Below are 22,581 nucleotides of genomic sequence, written 5' to 3' on the forward strand. Positions count from 1 at the left end.
AATATCTCAAAGCTGCGATCTCATCGCAATGTGAAGTTCGCAGAACTGCAACAGTCACTGAGAGTTTTCCCAGGGACTGTTGTTCGTCGCTCACCTGAGATGACGATAATCATCGTGATCGATGACTATCTCTGACAGGCACCAGCACTGTCAGCCACCAGCAGGAGGCAAGGACGCCATGACCACCACCATTCGCAGACACGCAGCAGCATTGGCCATCGCAGGATTCGCCGGAATCGCCGGAGTCGGGATGACCGGCGCATCCGCGCTGGCTGCAACGCACTCCCCAGCAGATTCCGGGTCGAGCTCTGAGGTCAGTGTTGCCGTCGGCGCGCACAGTGATGGTCATCCGACGAATGCCTCCGGCTACGCGGATGCGCTTGTGAAGGCGTGGGGTGTCGGCTCCGAGGAGGAAGTCAACGAGTATGCCACGCCCGGCGTGGTCAAAGCACTGTCTGAGCATGGTGACGTGTTTGCGACGCAGTGGGATCGCATCGCCGCCGACGGGGCCGGGGAATCATCCTCCGTGGTCTACCAGAACAAGGTCACCAAAGAATTGCTGACCTTCAGCGTCAACAATGAGGGCGCCACACATGGCCTGCATCCGGCTGTTCACCATGTCCAGTTCAAAGACGCCACCCACCCGTCACTCTGAGCTGTCGTCTCACTGACCGGCTCTCAAAGATCCTGCCGAGAGCCGGTGGCAAGTAGACTCGGGAACCATGGCTGACCTCAACACACTGCCCCGCCGCCGGTACACCAACGGACCCACCGCGCTTGACCATCTCGAGCGTCTGAGCAGGCAGTTGGGCGGGCCGCAGATCTGGATCAAGCGTGATGACCAGCTGGGACTGACCCAAGGCGGGAACAAGACCCGCAAACTCGAGTTCCTCATCGCTGATGCCCTGGCCCAGGGTGCCGACACCCTCGTCACCGCAGGCGGAGTGCAGTCCAACCACTGTCGACTCACCCTCTCTGCCGCCAGGCGTGAAGGGCTCGAGTGCCACCTGGTCCTCGAAGAAGACCTCGGTTCCGATGGTGCGCCGATCCCAGCAGACGCTGGCGGGAATCCTCCGGAGCACACGGGCAATTTCCTGCTCTTCGACCTCCTCGGCGCGGACTCGGTTGAAGTCCATCCCAACGGCAGTGACCTCATTGCTCGCGCCCACGAGTTGGCTGGCGAGCTCAAGGCTCAGGGGCGCAATCCGTATGTCATCCCAGTCGGTGGCTCGAACGTCACCGGTGCCCTGGGCTATGTCGATTGTGCGCAGGAGGTGCTCACCCAGTTCGCCGAGGTGGGCCTGGACGTTTCGTCGATCGTGACCCCGAGTGGGTCTGCTGGGATGCAGGCCGGACTCATCGTCGGCCTGCACAGTGCCGGCAGTCAGATTCCGGTGGTCGGCATCAACGTCAGCCGCTCGCAGGAGGAGCAGGAGCCGAAGATCGTGGGCCTCGTCGACGAGGTGGCCTCATTCCTTGAACTTCCATCAGTCCCCCGAGAACGCAGTCTCGGCCTCGGCGACTACTTCGGTACCGGGTACGCCCTGCCGTCCCCAGAGATGGTCGAAGCCGTGCGGCTCTTTGCCCAGACCGAGGGAATTCTCCTTGACCCGGTCTACACAGGGAAGGCCGCGGCAGGTCTCATCGACCTTGTCCGGCAGGGACGGTTCGGGACCGACGATCACGTGGTCTTCATCCATTCGGGTGGAGTGCCTGGACTCTATGCTCGGGCCGGAGCATTCGCATAGTCTGGAGCCAACGACGAACGTCTTCTCAAACAATCCGCTTGCGTGACTCACCTACCTGGAGGACACCACCATGACAGTCTCGACCGCCGATCTCTGGGACGAACGCGGACCAGAGCTGGATTCTATTGCCCTGAACTTCGGTGACTTCGGCGCCAAGGACTCATTCTCCGGTCCGGCCCGAACCGTTCGCTGCTACCAGGACAACGCACTGGCGAAGTCGACGCTGTCCCAGCCCAGCGATGGTGCCGTACTCATCATCGACGGCGGCGGCTCGATCGCCACTGCCCTGATGGGTGACATGATCGCCGAGCTCGCTGTGAGCAACGGTTGGGCCGGAGTCGTCATCAATGGAGCCGTCCGCGACCGAGTGGCGCTGTCGTCCATGGGCTTGGGCATCAAGGCCCTGGCCAGCAACCCGCGCAAGAGTGCCAAAACCGGCGAGGGAGAACTCGACGTCACCCTCGAGATCGGCGGCGCCACGATTCGCCCCGGCGCCATGGTCTTCGCCGACCCCGATGGTGTAGTGGTGGAGAAGTAGCGGTGGGCAGGAAACTGCGCGAGATCAGGTACTTTCCCGATCATGGGCGGAAGCATCCGCTATGGGAAAGCGGCACCGACCAATATGCAATGGACCCCAGTGACTACGACCTGTCCGATGGACTTTCATCCGGGCTGAGGGAGTTGATGAGGTTCTGGAACGCACACTTCAGGGATTCACACGGTACAAGTTTCGAGTGGGACTCAGCTGAGAACGAGCAGCACTATTGGGAAGAAGGCGATCGGCTCCTTGAGCAGCTGCGCTCTGAGGTCGCAGACATAGCTGTCGTTAGCGATGAGCGGCGCTACTAGGGCCACTTGTGCATCGCAGTGGAGCCTTGCCGAACGTGCCCTCGGTTCGGTTCTGGTGGCAGGAGAGACTCCGACTGCCGCCCGAGCGCAAAGATTCTCACGAGACGATAAGGCGGCAATACAGTTCGGATGTCGCGAAGTAGAGTCTCGGCTAGGAGCCACGGCCCTCGCAAGTCACCGATGATCTCTGCTGTAGGTCAGACCGGCTTCGCTCTCAATGACGAAAGGGCCGACTCATATGAAGGCAGCACGATTCCATGATCGCAATGACATCCGCATCGAAGACATTCCCGAGCCCGAGCTGAAGCCCGGAACTGTCGCAATTGACGTAGCCTGGTGCGGAATCTGCGGAACCGACCTGCACGAATTCCTCGAGGGTCCGATCTTCGTCCCGCCCGAAGGACACCCACATCCGATCTCCGGCGAATCCGCACCGGTGACCATGGGACACGAATTCTCAGGAACGATCACCAGCCTCGGCGAGGGTGTGACTGATCTTGAAGTGGGCCAGAATATCGTCGTCGAGCCCCTCATCATCGGCGACGATGTCGATACGAGCATCGGGCAGGACTATCAGCTGTCGAAGGACATGAACTTCATCGGGCTCGGTGGTGGCGGCGGTGGTCTGTCCGAAAAGATCGTCGTTCAGCGGCGGTGGGTCCATCCGATCGGTGACATCCCACTCGATCAGGCTGCCCTCATCGAACCGCTCTCCGTGGCCCACCATGCGGTCGTCCGATCCGGCGCGAAGCCTGGTCAGGTCGCCATCGTCGGCGGAGCGGGCCCCATCGGACTGCTCACCGCTGCCGTGCTCAAGGCGGAAGGTCTCACCGTCTACATCTCCGAGCTCTCCGAGGCGCGGAAGAAGATGGCGCTGTCGACCGGAGTTGCCGACGAAGTCCTGGATCCACGAGAAGGCGACGTAGCCGAGAAGGTCCGTGAACGCACAAACGGTCAAGGCGCAGACCTCGGCTTCGAGTGTTCATCGGTACCAGTCGTCCTCGACATGCTGCTCGACGCAGTTCGCCCGGGAGCGGTGATCGTCAACGTCTCCATCTGGGGCCACAAGCCAGAAGTCGATATGCCGAAGCTTGTGCTCAAAGAGATCGATCTGAGAGGGACTATCGGCTACTCCGGTGACCACCCGTCCACGATCGAACTCGTGCGCAGCGGAAAGATCGACCTTGCTCCGTTCATCACCAAACGCATCGGGCTTGATGAACTGGTCTCCGGAGGCTTCGACGAACTCATCAACAATAATGAGCATCATGTGAAGATCATCGTCGACCCGCGAGCCTGATCCGCCTAACGATGTACTGCTTGGGCTTCACCTCAACTGAGGTGGAGCCCAAGCAGCGTCAGACCTGCGTGGCCTGCCTCAGCGATGTACCGAATCGAAGTCCTGATCTGCTGAGTCCCACACGGTGTCGGCTTCGACGACCGAGTCCCCTGCTGTCAGCTCATCCACGGTGTCGGTGCTGAACATGTATGACCAAGTGCCAGTGTCGGTGGTGCCGGTGACCATGAGCACGTCATAGTCGAACTCGGCGCTGCCCGCACCTTGAACCGCATCGGCAGTGGCCTTCTGGTCGGTGTGCAACATCCCTGCAGAGGGGAATTCGACGTGCAGACGGTCGGCGTCTCTGTCGTGGTCGAAGTCCGGATTGCTCTCGGACTCTCGGTGCACATGAACCTCGTCGATGGTCTCGCTCAAGAAGTCACCGAGAGCATCGGTGGTGTCGAAATCACTGCCGGGCACCTCGGCACTCTGGCCCGCTTCGATGTCACCAGTATCGGAATCATCGGTGCTGCACCCGCTGAGTGAGAGGGCAAGCGCCACGGTCAACGCCGATACGAGCTGAGGAGCGGACTTCATGGCTCCACCCTATCGATATACGGCCGGTTCCCTGCATTCGGGTGCCCCTCGCGGATCTCATCGGCTATCGCTTCATTCACCGGCATCGGCCAGCTCGTTCTGATTAGATTCCTCGGCGCTTTCTCACCCGCCAGAGCTATAATCAGTCCATTGGAGCTGCGATGAAGTGGGGCGAATCATCATGACCGCAGAAGTGAAGAGATCACACAATTCCACCAACCCGATCAGCCGCCTGGCCAAACGATTCACCAGCGTGAATATCGGTCAGGGAGAGAAGGTCGGATACACCGAAGACAGCTCGGAAGCCCGCATGCAGTCAACTGCACTGCACGAAGGCGTCAAGCTCTATCGGCACTCGGATGGCTCACACGAAGCCATTGATGAGTCTCGATCAGGAGACACTTTCAGCTGACCGGCTCAGCCTGCCGCGTGCAGAATCAGACGAGGACCTCGATGAGCCGTGGTCCCGAATCGGCCAGGCCTGCACGGAAGTCGCGGTCGAGCTCCTCGATGGTCTCGACCCGACTTGCCGGCACCCCCATGCCGTGGGAGAGGGAGACCCAGTCGATGGCGGGGTTGCCGATGTCGAGCAGTGATTCGGCCTTTGGCCCGAAGTCGGGGACGCCGACGTTGGACATCTCATTGCGCAGAATCTGATACTTCCGATTGGCAAAGATGAGAACGACGACGTCGAGCTGCTCCCGTGCATAGGTCCACAGCGCCTGTGGGTTGTACATGCCCGAACCGTCGGACTCCAAGACGATGACCTTCCTGTCAGGACTGGAGATCGCAGCGCCGACGCCGACGGGAAGTGCCCAGCCGATGGACCCACCGGTGCCGCCGAGGTAGTCATGCGGATGCGATCCAGCGGTCTGATCGTAGAAGTCTCGTCCCGTGGTGATGGATTCGTCGAGGACGATCGCATTCTCTGGGATCGCGCCCGAGAGCCAGGCGGCGAGTTTGCCCACGGTGATGGTTCCGCTGGGCATCTGCGCCGGGGCGAATTCGGCCCGGTGAGTGGATCGGACGAGTTCGAGGTCGGCCGAATGCGCAATATCGGACGAGCCCGACCCACGGCTGCTTGGACCCACACCCACGCATTCGCGCAGGGCTTCGAGAGCCTCTGAGGAATCGGCGCCGATGGGGCTGAGGGTGAAGAAAGTGGTGCCAGGGGCAGTGAGCACGCTTGGCTTGTCGGGGTAGGCGAAGAAAGCCACAGGCGGCTTCGCATCAATGAGGATGAGAGCATCGAAGTCCTTCAGCAGCTCCACCGACGGCTCGACAGGGTAGGGAATCTTCGTCACCGCGGGGCGCCCGGCCCCACGTTCAGTCCGGGCGGCAAAGGTTTCAGCCAGCAGTGTGGCACCGGTGGCCTCGGCGATCTGAGCCGCCGTCTCCAGCTGGGCTGAACGCAGGGCCCGACCGCCGAGGAGGATGGCCGTTCTCCGACCGGAGGCCCGCAGTCGTGCGGCACTGGCGGCAACCTCGGCGGGATCGATGGCTATCGGAGTAGACGCGACCGCGTTCACGGGTTGGGTGTACTCATCGGCGGTGTTCCATGCGGTGTCGGCGGGGAGGATGAGCGAGCTGATCTGCCCGGAGAGGCTGTACCCGATGGCGTCGGCGGCGTCCTTGGCGATCGAGTTCGCCGAGGGCGAGGTGCGCACCCAGTTGCTGAAGGGCCGCACGGCACCTTCGATGTCAGAGGTCAGCGGTGCGTCGAGGCTGCGGTGGTAGCCGGCATGGTCGCCGATGATGTTGACCATCGAAGCCCGGGCACGCAGAGCGTTGTGAAGACTGGAGAGACCGTTGGCGGCCCCTGGCCCCAGATGCAGCAGGGTGGCCGCGGGTTTGTCGAGCATCCTCGAGTAGCCGTCCGCAGCCCCGGTGACGACGCCCTCGAAAAGACCGAGCACGCCACGGACGTGGGGCTGTCGATCCAAGGCTGCGACGAAGTGCATCTCCGAGGTGCCAGGGTTGGCGAAGCAGACCTCGATTCCGTTGTGACCCAGTGTCTCCAGCAGGCTCTCGGCGCCATTCATGCCATCATCTCCCTTGAAGTCGGCCACGGAGGTCTTCGGCATCCGCAGTCAGCCGTTCGTTCTGTCATATCACGCAGTGCCGCTGTAACGCTCGAGCGTCTGAACTGATGGCCGGGAATTTTCGCCTTGTGCTCTCGGCTATACCTCTGTACAGTGGTAGTTGAACGTTAAACTATTTAGATCGCAAGCATTGCTCACCCAGGAGGGCGACATGACCGTCACCGAGAACACCACAGCATCCGCTACTGCACCGTCTGTCGTCAACGACACCCTGCTCAGCGCAGCCACCGGAATGGACGCCGTCACCCTCCGCGTCGGCGATCTCGAGAAGATGTCGACCTACTACTCCAACGCCCTTGCGATGGAACCTCTCGAAGAGGTGGAGCGCGGCAACGAGATCCACCGTGTACTCGGCCGCGGCACCACTCCCCTGGTCAAGCTCGTCGCCACACCCAACCTGCCCGGCGTCGACCGCACCCAGGCCGGCCTCTTCCACACCGCATTCCTGTTCGAGGACCAGGCATCTCTGGCTGCGACTGTTGCTCACGCCGCGCAGAACACGAACAGCCAGTTCGTCGGGTCGAGCGACCACCTTGTCAGCGAGGCCTTCTACTTCACCGACCCAGAGGGCAACGGCATCGAACTCTATGTCGACCGCGCCCGCTCCGAATGGAAGCACTCAGCCGATGGCGAAGTCGCCATGGACTCGATCTACCTCGACCCGAACGCCTTCCTGGCCGAGCACCTCGACGAGCAGACTCTGGCGAAGGCCAATACGCTTCCGGGCATCATCGGTCACGTCCACCTGCAGGTCGGCGACGTGCCGACCGCCCGCAGGTTCTACGTCGACGCCCTCGGCTTCGAACCGACCCTGGCTTCGATGCCGGGCGTCCTCTTCGCCGCCGCCGGTGGGTACCACCACCACGTCGCAATGAACACCTGGAACAGTCGCGGTGCCGGCCCCCGTGCTGCCAGCCTCGGCCTCGGCGACGTCGCCATCACCGTTCCGGGCCGCGAGGATCTCGACGCACTCGTCGCTCGCCTGAAGGCCCGCAACTTGCAGTTCGCCGACGACGGCCGCTCGGTGCAGGTCTCCGATCCATGGGGTACGCAGGTCACACTGGGTATCGGCGGCAGCTCCGTCGATCAGACTCTCACGCGGTAGCCTCAAGGCGATCGCCTCGCACGCGACCCACAGTCCGCAGTCAACCTCGCGGGGAGCCTGCAGTAATCGCAGCGGTGAGTCCTCCGTCACCGCCGTGGGAAGTCTGCAGTAGGCGATTCGCAGCCTCCGCTCCCTCACGCCCCTCCTGTCGACCACCGCGGTCCCGTCGGGCATCGCGGTCCGGTCTGTCACCGCGTTCCGGTCGGGCATCGCGGTCCCGTCGGGCATCGCGGTCAAGTCGGGCATCGCGGTCCCGTCGGGCATCGCGGTCCGGTCTGTCACAACGCTCCGCTTGGCCACCCCTCAAAGAGCCTCCAGCCCGAGCGCTTCGAGTCCACGAATGCCACCAGCACTGGCATTCCAGCGAGCATTGAAAATGCATCCCCGATACAACCCCACACAAGCGCTTCCCGGGAGGACCGCTCATAGTCGGTGCCTCAGGGGCGAAATTCGAGTCGATTTCGCCCCTGAGGCACCGACTATCGCTTCTACAGCGACCACGGATCGGACTGCCGCCCCCTGCCTCGAGCACCCACTTGCGATCTTCTGCCTGTGCACAACGGCACCATTCCCGGCCGCAGCTTCGCCATCAAGATGAGTCGAATATTGGCGGCAAGCAGCTCCAGGACGTCCGCACAGCTGTGGCCTGCACAAACACCCCGACCGTTGAGACAAGATACGTCACTCGATCAGATTCGCTTCGACACCGCTCGTTGGCACTTCGACGTAGATTGCCTGTGGAAGGTTCTGCACTATCCACTGGTCGGTTTCGCACACTAGACGCCGTAGCGATAGCCGCTCAGTGTTGGCCACTATGACTTACTGGCATTCAAGACCGATGAAGTTCCAACCGGTACCGACTCCGTTCACCAGAGACGATGGCGCGTCCAGAGGTGTCACGTCTTATGCGCTGAAGACGAATCCTCAGTACGTGCAGATCTATCGCAATGTGTGGATCGACAGCACTGACGTCGGCGAAGTGCCGACCCCAATTTGGGCCGGAACCAATTGGACTCGCGAGGCGACCAGGCTGTCCGGGCTCCAACTGCTTCGGCCAGATGTCGTCGGCTCACTGTGGACCGCGGCTCGCCTCTTCGGACTACCTGTGCCAAGACGAATCACTGACTCCGATCTTCATGTCGCTGGCAGGGAATCGAGCAGCAAGATCAACCGCCCAGGCGTAGCCCTCCACCGGCATCGACGGATCGATGCCGTCGACTACTTCGCCATTCCTCTCATCTCGGTCCCTCAACTGATGGTTGAGGTGGCCCCGATGCTCTACCTCTCGGAGCTCGTTCAAATGGGAGATGCCGCCATATCCAAACGGTTCACTGGACCAACGACATCAGTTGAACTGATGCGATCTGAGCTGGGTGCACGAAAACGGGTACGAAGTCGCAAGAAGCTGCAGCAGGCCATCAGCCTGGTTCGCTATTCCGTCGACTCGCCGATGGAGACGTGGTTGAGAGTGTGGATCGTCCATCAGGGCTTCCCCGAGCCTCAGGTTCATCCAGTTATCACTTGTGGGTTGAAGAATGTGGTGCTCCACCCCGACCTCGGGTACCCAGACCTGAAACTGGCCATTGAGTACGAGGGCGATCACCATCGCACGTCGCCGGGACAATTCGCCGCCGACATCGAGCGTCGACAGCTGTTGGAGGCCGAAGGCTGGACGGTTCTGCGGGTCTCAAAACGCACCGACATGGACACTTTCGGCAAGCTCCTCGCGGCCTACCTTCCAAAACCACGGCGTGGGTCTCGGTAGTCGGTGCCTGCGGGTCGGATATCAGCGATATTTCGCCCCGCAGGCACCGACCAACTTCCTCGAACAGGCAGACATTGCATATATGTTCATGTATGAGCAATACTTGCTCATGCTGTTCAACTTTACATTCGACTCTCATGTTCATCGCCTGTGCGCGGCTCTCCACCGAGGCCCAGGCAACCTGAATGTCCCGGGCCCCGGGCCACCCCGAGAGTCGACTCGGATCAACCCCGGCTCGCTGACCGAGTCGGCCTCACCGCGGAGGATCTCATGGATCTGCAACTCATTCTGGCGCTCATCGCCGGGATCGCGACGATCGTCGTCATCGTCTTGGCGACCCGTCTCGACGCCTTCATCGCACTTCTCACTGCAGCGGTCGTCACCGGCATCGTCGCCGGTCAGGATCTGCTCTCACTCGTGGACGCCATCACCACCGGCTTCGGCAACACTCTGGCCAGCATCGGCATCGTCATCGGCTTGGGAGTTGGAATCGGCAAGATCCTCGAGGTCTCCGGAGCCGCAGACTCACTGGCCCGTGCCTTCCTGAGCGCCTTCGGCAAGGGCCGTGAACCCTGGGCCATGGGCACCGTCGGCTCGCTCGTGTCCATCCCGGTCTTCTGCGACTCCGGCTACGTCATCATGAACCCTCTGGCCCGCTCCATCGCCCGCGTCAAGCGCGGCGGCTACGTCACCCTCGCACTCGCGCTGGGCTGCGGCATGACGCTGACTCACCACATGGTCCCGCCGACCCCGGGACCGCTCGCGGCAACGGGCATCCTCGGCGCCGACATCGGATCAGTCATCCTCACCGGCGTCATCTTCACCGTCATCCTTCTCCCGGTCGTCGTCATCTACGCTCGCTGGATCGGCCCGAAGCTCGAACCCGTGCTCAACTCCGCAGTCAAGCGTGAGGTGTACGGCTCGGTCACCGCCACCTCGGCGGAATCACACGCTATTGACGGCGGCGAAGTCGCTGGTCACGGTGGCGTCACCACCATCACCGGGGAAGACGCAGATACTGTCACCACAGCAGGCTCCGGTGACAACGCGGACACCGTGAACACAGCGGACACCGTCAATACTGAAACCGGCTCAACGAAGAAGCCGGGAGCCTTCCTCGGATTCCTCCCGCTCATCGTTCCCCTGCTTCTCATCGTCGCCAACACCGTATCGACGGCGATTGACAAGAACGCTCAGGGCGAACTCTCCGGCGACGCCTACGAGCCCTCATCCTGGGTGGCCCCGCTGGCATTCCTCGGCAACCCGGTCATCGCGCTCATGATCGGACTCGTCCTCGCCGTCTACACCCTGCTGCCTCGCGTGACGCCGCGCAATAAGGTGCAGAACTGGTTGGCCGACGCCGCAGCCTCGGCGGGTCTCATCCTGCTCATCACCGGCGCCGGTGGAGCCTTCGGCAAGGTGCTCACCGAATCCGGTGTCGGCGACGCTCTGGCCGAGGCCATCGCCTCGATCAGTCTGCCGGCATTTCTCGTGCCCTTCCTCATCGCTTCCCTGGTCCGGATCGCACAGGGATCGGGCACGGTCGCCATGATCACCGCAGCCTCGGTCACCGCCCCGCTCATCGCACCCCTGGGCCTGAGTCCATTGGTCGCGGTCATGGCCTGCACCGCCGGCTCGATGGTCTTCTCCTACTTCAACGACTCGTACTTCTGGGTCGTCACCCGCTTCACCGGCCTCGACGGCATCAATGCCATCAAGGGCTGGTCGGGCATCACCACCGCCGTGTGGGTGGGTTCCATCCCACTGCTGTTCGTGCTCGACTTGATCGTATGAGCCAGGACAGTCCACGGATCCTCATCGTCGCCGACGACCTCACCGGCGGCAACGCCTGCGGTGCTCTCTTCGCTGAAGCGGGCCTGTCGACGATGACGATCACCGGCACCAGCGGCGGCGAGGTCAGCGTCAGCGCCGCGCTCGACGACTATGACGCTGTCGTCGTCAATGCGAATTCCCGACACCTGAAGCCAGCCGAGGCCGCAGCACTGACTGATGCTCTCATCCGCGAGGCTGGCTCTGTCGACCTCGTGGTATGCCGCATCGACACAACCCTGCGCGGCAATGTCGGACCCACCGCCGAGGCGGCTCTGCGTGCCCGACAGGATCTGGCCTCCACATCGGGGTCGGGCCGAGTGCTGGGTCTGTGCATTCCCGCGTTCCCTGCCTCCGGTCGGGTGACCGTGGGCGGTCAGCAGCTGCTGAACGGGAAGCTGCTTGAGGACACCGAACTGCGCAACGACGTCCGCTCCCCCATGCTCACATCGGTCGTCGCCGATATCCTGCGGGCGAACACTGAGCTCAAGTGCCACACCGTCGAACTCTCCACGGTTCTCGACGGCGCCGAGGCGATCCGCGCCGAGGTGCTCACCGCTCTGGCCACAGGCGCCGAGGTGATCGTTGCTGATGCGTTGACGAACGAGCACATCGACCTCATCGCCCGCACTCTCGCCGACCTCAACCAGGAAGAGAACCTGGAATGGGTGTCCATCGATCCTGGGCCCGGCAGCCTCGCCCTCGCCCAAGCGCTCCTGCCGAAACGAGAACCCGGGATCATCCTCGGCGTCTCCGGCTCGGCGACCGAGATCACCCGCACTCAGCTGGCAAAGTTGGACGAGGATCCCACGATCACAGTGCTCCGGGCCGCTCTCGACGAGGATTACCTCCCGGATGTGCGGGCCACGGTCGAGCATGTCCGCACGGCCGCCTCGAGCGCCTGGTCCACCTCGGCGAACGAGACAGCCTCGGTGAGGGCGGTCATCGTCGCCACCGTCGTCGATGCCACCGACCTGCTCGAGCTCACCGACGAACAGTCCGAGCTCATTCCCCGCAGACTTGCTCAGATCGCCGCCGAGCTGATGGCCTCGACCGCGCTCACCGGCCTCTACACCACAGGTGGAGATGTCACAGCAGCCGTGCTCGGCGAACTGGGCGCGCTCGGCATGGAGATCCAGGCCGAGATCGTGCCATTGGCCGTGGCCGGCCGCATCGTCGGCGGAGTCGCCACCGGGTTGCCGATCGTCACGAAGGGCGGCCTCATCGGTGACGCGGGCACGGGACTCCTGTGCCTGGGCCATCTCATGCAGTCCTCAGAGTCGGGCCGCGCATGATCCCCCATAATTTCGCGCAACTCGGCCTTGTCGACGCGCGCATCACATCCAAGAGAACAACGTTGAGGAGACTGAAATGACCGCACCCGCACCCGTACTCGCTATGACCGTGGGCGACCCGGTGGGCATCGGCCCCGAGATCACCGCGACGGTGCTCGCCGAGTTCTCCGGCCGCGAGGATCAGCACGGTGTCGCCGTGGCTGACCTGGCCGTGATGAAACGCGCCGTGGACGTCCTGGGACTCGACGTAGAACTGCGCTCGATCTCCGACTGGTCGACACCCTCGACCGGTGAGGGCATCATCGACGTCTTCGACATCGGTGTGCTCGGTGAGGACCTGCCCGAGTGGGGCGTCGTCGATGCCCGCGCAGGTCAGGCCGCCGTGACCGCGATCGAGATCGCCACGAAGGCCGCGATGGATCGCGAGATCGCCGGCATCGTCACCGGCCCCATCAACAAGGAAGCCGTGTGGAAGTCCGGCTCCAAGCACCTGGGCCACACTGAAATGCTCGGCGAGCTCACCGGTGTGACCAAACAGGACACAATGTTCGTCGTCGAGAACACGAAGGCCCCGAACCACAAGCTCCAGATCTTCTTCGCCACCCGCCACATGTCGCTGCGCAAGGCCATCGACGCGCTCAGCGTCGACACTCAGGTCGATTCGATCGAACGCGCCCACCGTGCCCTGCAGCTCTACGGTGTGTCCTCGCCGCGGTTGGCCGTCGCCGCGCTCAACCCACATGGTGGCGAAAACGGTGCCTTCGGAGACGAAGAGATCGAGATCCTGCGCCCCGCCGTTGAGCGCGTCGTCGAATCCGGGCTCGAGGTGGCCGGTCCGATCCCAGCGGACTCGGTCTTCCACCAGGGGCTGTCCGGTCGATTCGACGGAATCCTCTCCCAGTACCACGACCAGGGACATATCGCTTCGAAGACCTATGACTTCGACGGCACCATCTCTGTCACCGTCGGGCTGCCGATCCTTCGCACCTCCGTCGATCACGGAACCGCCTTCGACATCGCCGGACAGGGCATCGCGGATGCTGGAACCATGCGCTCGGCCTACACCGCAGCCATCGGCTACGCACCGTTCGTCGACGGCATTCGGGCAGAATACCTGCCGAAGTAACCAGCACCTGCCGAAGTAGGATTCTCATCATGGCAATTCGCACGGGCACACAGAAGCGTCGCGAAGACATCCTGTCTCTGCTCAAGACAGGTTCGTGGACCATCTCCCGGCTGGCCGAAGAGCTGGAGACCTCAGAGTCGACGATCCGTCGGGATCTGCGGGAGATGGCCGAGACCGGTGAGGTCATCCGCACCATCGGCGGTGCCACCGCCGCCGGATACGTCGAACCTCCGCTGGGACAGCGGATGGAAGCCAACGCCGAAGCCAAGGATGTCATTGCCGCCGCTGCGATGGACTACCTCGGCGAGGGGACTGTGCGCACGGTTTTCCTCGATGCCGGGTCGACGACGGTGCGTTTGGCCGAACGCATTCGCGATCGTTGTGATCTCACCATCATCACCCGCGGACTCGAGATCGCGCTGGCTCTGGCCCATCCCCTGGGACCGAAGGTGATCATGGTCGGCGGTGAGGTCTCGACGATGTCCCATGGGACGACAGGTGCACTGAGCGACCATGCGCTTGGTCGGCTCCACGTCGATGTCGCTTTCCTCGGCGCCGACGCGGTGGATCCTGCCCAGGGACTCGGCGAGCCGACCCTCGACGAGGCACGGACGAAGGAGCTCATCGCCGAACGCGCCAAGCGCGTCGTGGTCCTCGCTGACAGTTCGAAGGCCAGACGCGATGTGGCCGCGTGGGCGCCCCTGCCCGAGGGGTGGATCTGGATCAACGAGCATCGGGTGCACGGCCCAGGTCGAGGGTGAGCATCGCGCCAGTCGGCCCAGATCTTCGCTCACTCCATGGTCGGCTTCATTCCATGGTCAGCACCAGTTTGCCTGTCGTCGCGTTGGTCTCCCCTGCCTCATGAGCCTTCGCGGCATCTGCCAGCGGGAACGTGTCTGCGATCGTTGCCCGCAGCTGCCCACTCTCGACGAGGGCAGCGATCTCTAGCATGCCCGCCTGATCGGCCTCGACGAGGATGGTTTCACCGCGAACGCCTAGGGCCCTGGCCTCGTCGAAGAGCCCCTTGGCCGGGACCGGGACCGTCGAGACCATGATTCCGTCTGGCTTGAGAGTTCGGAGAGAGCGCAGTTGGTAGTCATCGCCGATGGTGTCAAAGGCAATGTCGATATCGCGAGCCTTCTCGACGAAGTCTTCCTCGCGATAGTCGATCATCTCGTCAGCACCCAGCCCGCGGACGAAATCATGCTTCGGTGCGCTCGCCGTTCCGATGACATAGGCGCCTCGGGCCTTGGCGATCTGCACCGCCACGTGCCCCACCCCGCCGGCAGCGGCATGGACGAGAACCCGGTCACCCGGGGTTATCTTCGCGGTGTCGACCAGGGACTGCCACGCGGTCAGCGATACGAGCGGAAGCGCTCCCGCCTGCACGTGGTCGACGTTGTTGGGCTTCGGCACAAAGGCTCGAGTCGGACCAACGACGTACTCGGCGTGCGCGCCGACGCCGAAAGGATAGGGCAGCATCCCGAAGACTTCATCGCCCGGCTTGAACAGGGTCACACCGACGCCCACCTGTTCGACCACCCCGCACACGTCCCAGCCGAGGACGAGCGGCAGATCGGGAAGGAACCGGGGGCCACTGCGGTGCTTCCAATCCGTGGGGTTCACTCCTGATGCCTTCACCTTGATGAGGATCTGGCTCGGTCCCGGCTTCGGCTTCGGCAGCTCCTCCTCGTGGAGAACCTCGGGGCCACCGAACTCGGTCTGGCGCATGGCTTTCATCATTGTTGCGTCTGCGTGGGCCTTGCTGTTCTCTTCAGTCATATCCTCATCATGTCGGATGCCGCAGACCAAGACCAGTAACAACATTGACGATATTCGATAGACCAGTGCCACACGGGAAGAAACAGTCGACGAGGATGGGGTGCAGACTCTCTTATTTCAGGCCAGGTTCTGTTCCTTGGCCATCTGTCTGACATAGATCGGCGCCGCGAACAGTGAGGGCAGCATGACAAAGCCCACCGGCACGGCGGTGATGACGATCGCCGATTGCAACGCGTCGACCCCGCCGTCTCCCAGGCTGATGAGCACGGCCGCGGTGACGCCGATGAGGAGTGCCCACGTGGCCCGCAGCTTCGGCGACGGTTCTCCGCTCGACATGCATGATTGCGACATCGCGAACGACATGGAGTCCGTGGTGGTTGCCACGAAGGTCATCGTCAAGAGGAGGAATCCGAGGCTGATGATCAACGACAGCGGCAGATTATCGCTGATGGCCATGACTGCGGCGGGCAGACCTCCGTCCATCAGCGGTTCGGAGATAGAACCGGCAGACTTCTGCTCCAGGAAGATGCCCGTGCCGCCCAGGACTGTGAACCAGAACGTTGTGGCGATGGGAGGAAGAACCGTGGTGCTGATGAGCAGATCACGAACGGTCCGGCCCTTTGAGATGCGGGCGACGAAGATCGCCATCAGTGGCGCATAGCCGAGGAACCAGCCGAAGAAGAACACGGTCCAGCCTGAGAGCCATTCGGTGTCTCCTCGGTAGAGCGTCATGCTGAAGAAGTCGGTCATGTACAGGGCGAAGCCGCTGAAGTAGCTCTTGATCACGAACCAGGCCGAGCCGAGTACAAGCACGGCGGCCATGAGTGCCAGTGCCATCCACACGTTGGCGCTGCTGAGGAAGCGGATGCCCCGGCTGACACCGGAGAAGACGCTGACGCCGGCAACTGCGGTGAGCACTGCGATCACAACGAGCTGCACGGGGTAGATGTCGGGGATGCCGAACAGGGAGTTCAGACCGTAGGAGACCTGCATGCCGAGGAATCCGACAGGTCCGATCGTTCCGGCAGCGACAGAGATGACACAGACAATGTCGACGATGGCTGCGATCGGGCCGGTCCCGGCCTTCTTGCCCAGGACAGGGTAGAGCAGGCTGCGGGGACGCAGGGGCATCCCCTTCTCTGCGGCGCGCATCATCACGATCGTTCCCAGGGAACCGAGGATCGCCCAGGCCAGGAAGCCCCAGTCGATGAAGCTCGTGGCGAGCGCGGCGGCCACTGCATCAAAGCCGCTGTCTCCGCTGTCGGTGAAGTACGGCGGTGTCGTCGCGTAGTGGTACATCGGTTCCGCGGCCGCCCAGAAGACTCCCCCGGCAGCCAGCAGTGTCGTCATGATCATGGCGATCCAGCTGAAGCGGTTGAAGTCGGGGCGGGCCTGATTGCCCAACCGTGCCTTGGCCCAAGGGGTGAAGATGAGGATGATGGCGATGAGTGCCGTGGCCAGCAGGAGGATCTGCCAGTACATGCCGAAGATGTTCGCGCAGGCGGCGAATGCGGTGTCCACCCAGGCGGACATCTTGTCGGGAAGAATCAGGGCGAGGGCAACGAAGATCGCCAGGATTCCGACGCTGGTTCCCGCGACAGGGATGTCGATACGGCTGCGTTGGGCAGCTTCGGTGGGCCCATTTGGGGAATCATGATCGGCAGCGACGGTGTCTGTCTCTTCTGTAGGAAGAGGGTCTGCGTCCTTCTCGGATGATTCCGAATGGTTCCTGGTGTTGTCCACGTGTCGTACTGCCTTCCGAGCCCCGCTGGCCGAAGTTCCGGCAACAGGACAGTGCGTTGTGTTGAGCATTCTGTCAGGATTCGCAGCGCTCAACTCTAGGACATCAGGCGAGTGAACAGGCAGTCCCTGCCGGCAAAACCACCTGAATGTGAGGGGCTCACTCGATATTGCGGACAGTGTCAACCTGGGGCGGTCACTGGTCTCTGCATCGAGAGTCGCTTGCACCTCGGATGCGTCAGCTCCAACAGCCGTTGGGAGAGGCTGGCTGGCGCCGGGGGTTGGGCAGCAGAATCATCGGCACCGGCGAGAGGCGCATGATGTGCGTGTCCGGAAGCCACCTGATCCCACCAGTATGAGTACATACCGTGATCGGTGAATGCTCCCAGGCCGGTGGGTCGAGACGGCCTGACTGCGAAGGTGACAACCTCGACTCCGATGCCCAGCCAATGAGCCAGGCGCGACACGGAGTCGTAATACCTTTGGGTCCTGCGCGAGGGGTCGACAGCGAAGACCAACCGTCGAGCCTCGGTCCGGTACGAGTTGTAGCCGCGAGGCACCAGTGCGATCGGCAACGGCGAGGAATGGACCAAACGGTCGGTCGTGCTACCGAGGACGATGCGCCCCAGTGGCCCACGCACCGAGGATCCGGTGATGGGGACCTGTGCGTTGTGGTCGATGGCTTCGGTATGGAGCACTCGGGTCACGGAGCGACCGGATCGGGTGACCACCTCGGCGTCCACATCCTCAGGCAGGGCCTCCTTGGCATCGGCGATCGCCTGGGAGGACATGTTTCTGATCTCCTTCTTCCAGTCGTCGGAGACCCCAGAGGAATCTGACATCTGGCTGGACGAGAACCGGTCCTGGACGACGAGGCAGAGGATCAGGGGCTCCCCCGTGGTCCGGGCGAGGTCAGCGCCGAAGCGCACAGCGGCGCGGCTCTTCGTATCGATGCCGAATCCGACGAGAACGCTCATTTCAGCGCCTCCTCACGTTCTTTGCGAGCCAATCGCGACTTCCGGTACCCGTAGGCGAAGTAGACGACGTCGAAGGCGAAGAGTGTTCCGATGCTGACCATCTCGGCAAGTATCTCGATCGTCACCAGCCCGGACAACAGCACCACGGATCCGACGGTCAGGGCAGTCATCAGCACCGGTGTGCCCCAGCCGGGGTGGATGCGGGAGAAGATCGGCGGCAGCAGTCCGTCACGGAAGAGAGCGAAGCCGATGCATGCCATCGCGACGATGTCGACGAGGCCGTTGGTCACCCATTTCGACTCGCGAATGCCGCGCAAGGCCACCCAGCCGAGGACGAGTGAGATGAAGATGTCGCCGAGATTGATGATCGACCCTTCCTCGGCGAACCACACCGGCGATGTACCCGGACCAGCCCCGGGCGACGACCGAGGCACCGAGTGCGAATTCGAGGATGAGATCCCATGCGATGATCCAGGCGAAGATCTCACCGATTGTGGAGTAGGCGTAGGTATAGGAACTGCCTTGCGGTGGGAACTGCCGCTGCCAGTTCCGCATAGCAGAGGGCAGCGAGGAGAGCGACGAGTCCTGCAATGACGAAGGAGACCATCACAGTTGGTCCCGCATTGTCTTTGGCTTCCAGACCGGTGAGCGTGAAGATGCCCGCCCTCCCCCGGCTCGTCGTCTTGGTGGATGACGTCGTTCCTGCGCAGCACTCCCATGAGTTCCGGCAGACTACCACCGCGGGAGCCACCGAAGTGCAGAAAAGGCGGTGAGCGGACTTTACGCCTCTTCGCACCTCAGACGAAGCGCGCCATCAAACCGAAATTGTGTCAATAGGGAACAGGTAACGATATCTGCAGAGTTTCCTGTGAAACTATTCGTGCGTTCAGATTTTGCCTGAATTTCACGTCACTCCAGGTCAGAGACTCATGAAATTAGGGAACCGACATAGACACGCCGTTGGCTTGACAACATTTTCGCGTTGATTCGCTCAGAAGATACTCGTAGCGTACATAGTCGCTTCTCTCATGAGGTCCATCACGATGATGGCCCCACACGATCGGAGGAACACGTGAGTAACTCCAATACGCATCCCGATGCCAACATCCCCGATGCCCCACCCGAGCCAGACCTGAAAACCGTCCGCAAGGCAGTGACCGCCTCGGCGCTGGGAAACGCCACGGAGTGGTTCGACTACGGACTGTACGCGGTCTCGATCACCTACATCACCCAGCACTTCTTCCCGGGCAGCCACGGTCAGCTTCTCGCATTGCTCACCTTCGCCGTGTCCTTCATCTTCCGACCGCTCGGCGGCATCGTCTGGGGTCCGATGGGCGACCGTCTCGGTCGCAAGAAGGTACTGGCTCTGACAATTCTGCTTATGGCCGGTTCGACCTTCTGCATCGCACTGCTGCCCAGCTACGCCACCATCGGCGTCTTCGCGCCGATCATCCTCGTACTGCTGCGCGTCATCCAGGGATTCTCCTCAGGCGGCGAGTACGGCGGCGCAGCCACATTCATGGCCGAGTACGCCCCCGATAAGCGCCGTGGCTTCTATGGCAGCTTCCTCGAGTTCGGCACACTGGCCGGCATGGCCGCCGGTTCGCTCTTCGTCCTTCTGCTCCAGCTCGGTCTGGGCGACGAGAAGATGATGGACTGGGGTTGGAGAATTCCCTTCGTCTTCGCTGGCGTCCTCGGCGTGGTCGGCCTCTACATGCGCACAAAGCTCGACGAGTCTCCCGTCTATGAGGAGCTCAACGACAACGACCAGGGCAAGTCGGTCAAGGAAGTCTTCCGCATCCTGTTCACCGACTACTGGAAGCAGCTGCTCATCCTGGGCGGCATGGTCGTCGCGGTCAACGTCGTCAACTACACGCTGTTGTCCTACATGCCCGCCTACCTGCAGGGCCCGGTCGGCATGGGTTCGAATGCCGCCCTGACAGTGATGTTCCTGGCCCAAGCGTTCATGATGATCCTCATTCCCTTCGGTGGGATACTCTCGGACAAGGTGGGACGCAAACCTGTCTGGTACTTCTCGCTCGTCGGCCTCTTCGTCGCCGCCATCCCGATGTTCATGCTCATGGCCAACGGCTTCGTCTGGGCCCTCGTCGGGCTCGCTGTACTCGGGATTCTCTACATCCCGCAGATCTCGACGATCTCGGCGACCTTCCCTGCGATGTTCCCCGGCCCAGTGCGTTTTGCCGGCTTCGCGATCTCCTACAACGTCTCGACCGCGCTCTTCGGAGGCACCGCACCCTCAGCCAATGATGCGATCATCGGGGCTACAGGAAATACGATCGTGCCTGCCTACTTCGTGATGGGGGCGTGTGCCATCGGCTTCATCGCCACCATCTTCATGAAGGAGACGAAGGGCGCGTCGCTGCGCGGCTCTGGTCTTCCCGAAGAGGGAGCCGACATCGTCTTCGAAGAGCAGGAACTCGTCGAAGACGCGAAGTGACCGACGTCTGCACTCACAAAGCGCTGACAAAGGCTGACAGAGCACAGCGCAGATAGCCTCAGGGTGCTGTTCGGGCCCGCTGGACTCCCAGCGCGCCCGAACAGCATCTGCTGACTATTGGGATAGTCTCGGACCATGGTCACGTTGATCCCACAGCAGCCTGATTTCGCTGATTCCACCGCCGAGGAAACCGTCTGGAATTCCTTGTGCGAACAGCTCCCCGACGAGGCGACAATGGTCCACGGTCAGCGTCTGACCGGTGAAGACAAAGACGTCGAGATCGACATTCTTGTGCTTTGGCCCGGTGTCGGGATCGCCGTCATCGAGGTCAAGGGCGGTCGCGTCAGCGTCGAGGACGGAACCTGGATCACACAGGGTGCGCAAGGGCATCGCAATCGACTCAAGGTTTCCCCACTCGAACAGGCGATGGTCGCCAAGCACACCCTCGTCACCTATCTGAATTCGCGTGTCTCGAAGACACCGGGACCCATCAGTCACCTCGCGGTGCTGCCCTACACCCAGCTGCCCCGGGATTGGGAGCAGCCGGATGCGCCGAGGCGCCAGCTCGTGGACTCCACACAGCTCGATTCGATCGCCGCAGCGATTGCCACCCAAATGCGCTTCGACTTCGATCCTGCCCGCGACGATGTCTTCACCCCACACGAGTTCGTCCTGAAGAACCTGCGGCGGACGAATCAGGCTGTTGAGAATGTACGCATCACGGCCTCAGAGATCTCGGATCGAGCCGATGCACTCAGCCGTGAACAGGCGAAGCTCACCCGCATCCTGCGCCACCAGAACCGCGCAGAGATCAGTGGCGGTGCCGGCTCGGGCAAGACTTATCTGGCGCTCCTCAAGGCCAGAGCTCTCACGCAGGAGGGCAAGAAGGTCGCGCTGATGTGCTATTCGCGGGGGCTGGGGCGTTTTCTCCAGCTCTTCACCGCGCAGTGGCCAGAATCCGACCGGCCGGCGTATGTGGGCCTGTTCCACGATCTGCCGATCTCCTGGGGCGCGGCACCGGGCAGCGATGACGACTCCGACTATTGGGAGCACAATCTTCCCGTTCAGCTCAAGGACCTAGCTGACAGCCGCCCGCGCAAGAGCCTCTTCGACGCCATCGTCATCGATGAGGGCCAGGACTTCAGCCTGCTGTGGTGGGAGGCTGTCCAGTCGTGCCTGCGCAACCAGGTCGAGGGCACCCTCTATGTCTTCACCGATGAGCGGCAGCGGATCTTCGGTCGCGACGGCGAGTCACCGATCACGATGAATCCTATCCAGCTCGATGAGAATCTGCGGAACTCCGAACAGATCGTCGCCGGGTTCGCCCACCTCGCGTTCGAACCACCCATCCCCCGCAACGGACCCGGAGAGGAGATCGAATGGAGCAGGGTCGAGATCGACGATGCCATCGCCGAGGCGGATTCCCAGGTGGAATCGCTCATGGACTCCGGATGGAACCCCGGTGACATCGCCCTGCTGACGACCGGCAGCCGCCACCCTGAGCAGAGATCGATCGTCGAAGCGGAAGGCCCCTCGGCCTATTGGGATCAATTCTTCGCCGCTGAGGACGTCTTCTACGGTCACGTCCTCGGCTTCAAGGGCCTCGAACGTCCCGTCGTCGTCCTCTGTCTCAATGGCTTCCGCGACTCCGAACGAGCCTTGGACATGCTCTACGTCGGAATGTCACGGGCGACCACCAAACTCGTAGTCGTCGGTGATCTCAGCGTCTTCGACCGGATCGAGGACAGCTGAGTGTTCCCGCCCTAGGCATCTTCATCCGGCGAGCGCTCAATCTGTGAGTGCCGAGCACTCAGCCTGCGAATGCCGAGCGCTCAGCCTGCGAATGCTGCAGGATCCGGCAGCTTGCGCTTAACCTGGATCCACCGATGAGGCTGGGCCGATAGCGGCGTGCCGATAGAGAGAATGCC

20 protein-coding genes are annotated in these 22,581 nt (G+C 62.4%); 14 read left to right on the forward strand and 6 right to left on the reverse strand.

Annotated elements, in window-relative coordinates:
• Positions 1 to 178: 178 nt before the first annotated feature.
• From INT29_RS04015 to INT29_RS04030, 4 genes are all read left to right on the forward strand, one after another.
• Positions 179 to 655 carry a hypothetical protein gene (locus tag INT29_RS04015; RefSeq protein WP_125178056.1) on the forward strand — a complete coding sequence of 159 codons (477 nt, stop codon included), beginning with the start codon at positions 179 to 181 and terminating at the stop codon, positions 653 to 655.
• 67 nt (positions 656 to 722) lie between these two features.
• Positions 723 to 1,748 carry a D-cysteine desulfhydrase gene (locus INT29_RS04020; RefSeq protein ID WP_193070778.1) on the forward strand — a complete coding sequence of 342 codons (1,026 nt, stop codon included), beginning with the start codon at positions 723 to 725 and terminating at the stop codon, positions 1,746 to 1,748.
• Positions 1,749 to 1,818: 70 nt separating this feature from the next.
• Positions 1,819 to 2,286 (forward strand): ribonuclease E activity regulator RraA, encoded by a 468-nt coding sequence (gene rraA / locus INT29_RS04025; RefSeq protein ID WP_096158539.1) that lies wholly within the window; start codon positions 1,819 to 1,821, stop codon positions 2,284 to 2,286.
• Between the two features lie 549 nt (positions 2,287 to 2,835).
• Positions 2,836 to 3,897, forward strand: coding sequence for a 2,3-butanediol dehydrogenase (locus tag INT29_RS04030; RefSeq protein ID WP_096158537.1), 1,062 nt, complete (start codon positions 2,836 to 2,838; stop codon positions 3,895 to 3,897).
• A gap of 78 nt (positions 3,898 to 3,975) precedes the next feature.
• On the opposite strand, the gene INT29_RS04035 is transcribed toward INT29_RS04030, so the two are convergent.
• Positions 3,976 to 4,473, reverse strand: a complete 498-nt coding sequence (locus INT29_RS04035; RefSeq protein ID WP_096158536.1) for a hypothetical protein — start codon at positions 4,471 to 4,473, stop codon at positions 3,976 to 3,978.
• 181 nt (positions 4,474 to 4,654) lie between these two features.
• Between INT29_RS04035 and INT29_RS04040 the strand changes: the two genes are divergently transcribed.
• Positions 4,655 to 4,885, forward strand: coding sequence for a hypothetical protein (locus tag INT29_RS04040; RefSeq protein WP_096158535.1), 231 nt, complete (start codon positions 4,655 to 4,657; stop codon positions 4,883 to 4,885).
• A gap of 25 nt (positions 4,886 to 4,910) precedes the next feature.
• Here INT29_RS04040 and INT29_RS04045 read toward each other — a convergent pair whose 3' ends face one another.
• Positions 4,911 to 6,557: an acetolactate synthase large subunit gene (locus INT29_RS04045; protein ID WP_226838829.1), complete on the reverse strand. Its 1,647-nt coding sequence runs from the start codon at positions 6,555 to 6,557 to the stop codon at positions 4,911 to 4,913.
• 169 nt (positions 6,558 to 6,726) lie between these two features.
• On the opposite strand from INT29_RS04045, the gene INT29_RS04050 reads away from it, so the two are divergent.
• From INT29_RS04050 to INT29_RS04075, 6 genes are all read left to right on the forward strand, one after another.
• Positions 6,727 to 7,680, forward strand: a complete 954-nt coding sequence (locus INT29_RS04050; RefSeq protein ID WP_193070779.1) for a VOC family protein — start codon at positions 6,727 to 6,729, stop codon at positions 7,678 to 7,680.
• A gap of 838 nt (positions 7,681 to 8,518) precedes the next feature.
• On the forward strand, positions 8,519 to 9,445 hold the full coding sequence (locus INT29_RS04055; RefSeq protein WP_193070780.1) for an endonuclease domain-containing protein: 927 nt from the start codon (positions 8,519 to 8,521) through the stop codon (positions 9,443 to 9,445).
• Between the two features lie 270 nt (positions 9,446 to 9,715).
• Positions 9,716 to 11,239, forward strand: coding sequence for a GntP family permease (locus INT29_RS04060; RefSeq protein ID WP_180958865.1), 1,524 nt, complete (start codon positions 9,716 to 9,718; stop codon positions 11,237 to 11,239).
• Positions 11,236 to 12,570, forward strand: coding sequence for a four-carbon acid sugar kinase family protein (locus tag INT29_RS04065; RefSeq protein WP_101569664.1), 1,335 nt, complete (start codon positions 11,236 to 11,238; stop codon positions 12,568 to 12,570). Before INT29_RS04060 ends, INT29_RS04065 begins: the two co-directional genes overlap by 4 nt.
• A gap of 76 nt (positions 12,571 to 12,646) precedes the next feature.
• Positions 12,647 to 13,696, forward strand: coding sequence for a 4-hydroxythreonine-4-phosphate dehydrogenase PdxA (gene pdxA, locus INT29_RS04070; RefSeq protein WP_219618818.1), 1,050 nt, complete (start codon positions 12,647 to 12,649; stop codon positions 13,694 to 13,696).
• A 29-nt stretch (positions 13,697 to 13,725) separates the two neighbouring features.
• The gene (locus tag INT29_RS04075) at positions 13,726 to 14,457 is read left to right on the forward strand and encodes a DeoR/GlpR family DNA-binding transcription regulator (protein WP_193070781.1); all 732 of its coding nucleotides are present in this window, start codon (positions 13,726 to 13,728) and stop codon (positions 14,455 to 14,457) included.
• A 46-nt stretch (positions 14,458 to 14,503) separates the two neighbouring features.
• On the opposite strand, the gene INT29_RS04080 is transcribed toward INT29_RS04075, so the two are convergent.
• The 4 genes from INT29_RS04080 to INT29_RS04095 form a co-directional block, all read right to left on the reverse strand.
• The gene (locus tag INT29_RS04080; protein WP_226841576.1) at positions 14,504 to 15,478 is read right to left on the reverse strand and encodes an NADP-dependent oxidoreductase; all 975 of its coding nucleotides are present in this window, start codon (positions 15,476 to 15,478) and stop codon (positions 14,504 to 14,506) included.
• A gap of 117 nt (positions 15,479 to 15,595) precedes the next feature.
• A complete protein-coding gene (locus INT29_RS04085) occupies positions 15,596 to 17,221 on the reverse strand; it encodes a BCCT family transporter (protein ID WP_257929976.1) in 1,626 nt (541 codons plus the stop codon).
• Between the two features lie 179 nt (positions 17,222 to 17,400).
• On the reverse strand, positions 17,401 to 18,195 hold the full coding sequence (locus tag INT29_RS04090) for a universal stress protein (protein ID WP_193070782.1): 795 nt from the start codon (positions 18,193 to 18,195) through the stop codon (positions 17,401 to 17,403).
• Entirely contained in the window at positions 18,192 to 18,629 is a 438-nt protein-coding gene (locus tag INT29_RS04095; protein WP_193070783.1) for a hypothetical protein, read from the reverse strand. Before INT29_RS04095 ends, INT29_RS04090 begins: the two co-directional genes overlap by 4 nt.
• A 156-nt stretch (positions 18,630 to 18,785) precedes the next feature.
• Here INT29_RS04095 and INT29_RS04100 point away from each other — a divergent pair, with 156 nt between their 5' ends.
• The 3 genes from INT29_RS04100 (at position 18,786) to INT29_RS04110 (ending at position 22,405) form a co-directional block, all read left to right on the forward strand.
• Positions 18,786 to 18,968: a hypothetical protein gene (locus INT29_RS04100; protein WP_193070784.1), complete on the forward strand. Its 183-nt coding sequence runs from the start codon at positions 18,786 to 18,788 to the stop codon at positions 18,966 to 18,968.
• 299 nt (positions 18,969 to 19,267) lie between these two features.
• Positions 19,268 to 20,653 carry an MFS transporter gene (locus INT29_RS04105; RefSeq protein WP_180958862.1) on the forward strand — a complete coding sequence of 462 codons (1,386 nt, stop codon included), beginning with the start codon at positions 19,268 to 19,270 and terminating at the stop codon, positions 20,651 to 20,653.
• Between the two features lie 135 nt (positions 20,654 to 20,788).
• Entirely contained in the window at positions 20,789 to 22,405 is a 1,617-nt protein-coding gene (locus INT29_RS04110; RefSeq protein WP_101569660.1) for a nuclease-related domain-containing DEAD/DEAH box helicase, read from the forward strand.
• Positions 22,406 to 22,581 lie beyond the last annotated feature (176 nt).

This window comes from Brevibacterium sp. FME37 (genome assembly GCF_014897485.1).
Classification (GTDB): domain Bacteria; phylum Actinomycetota; class Actinomycetes; order Actinomycetales; family Brevibacteriaceae; genus Brevibacterium.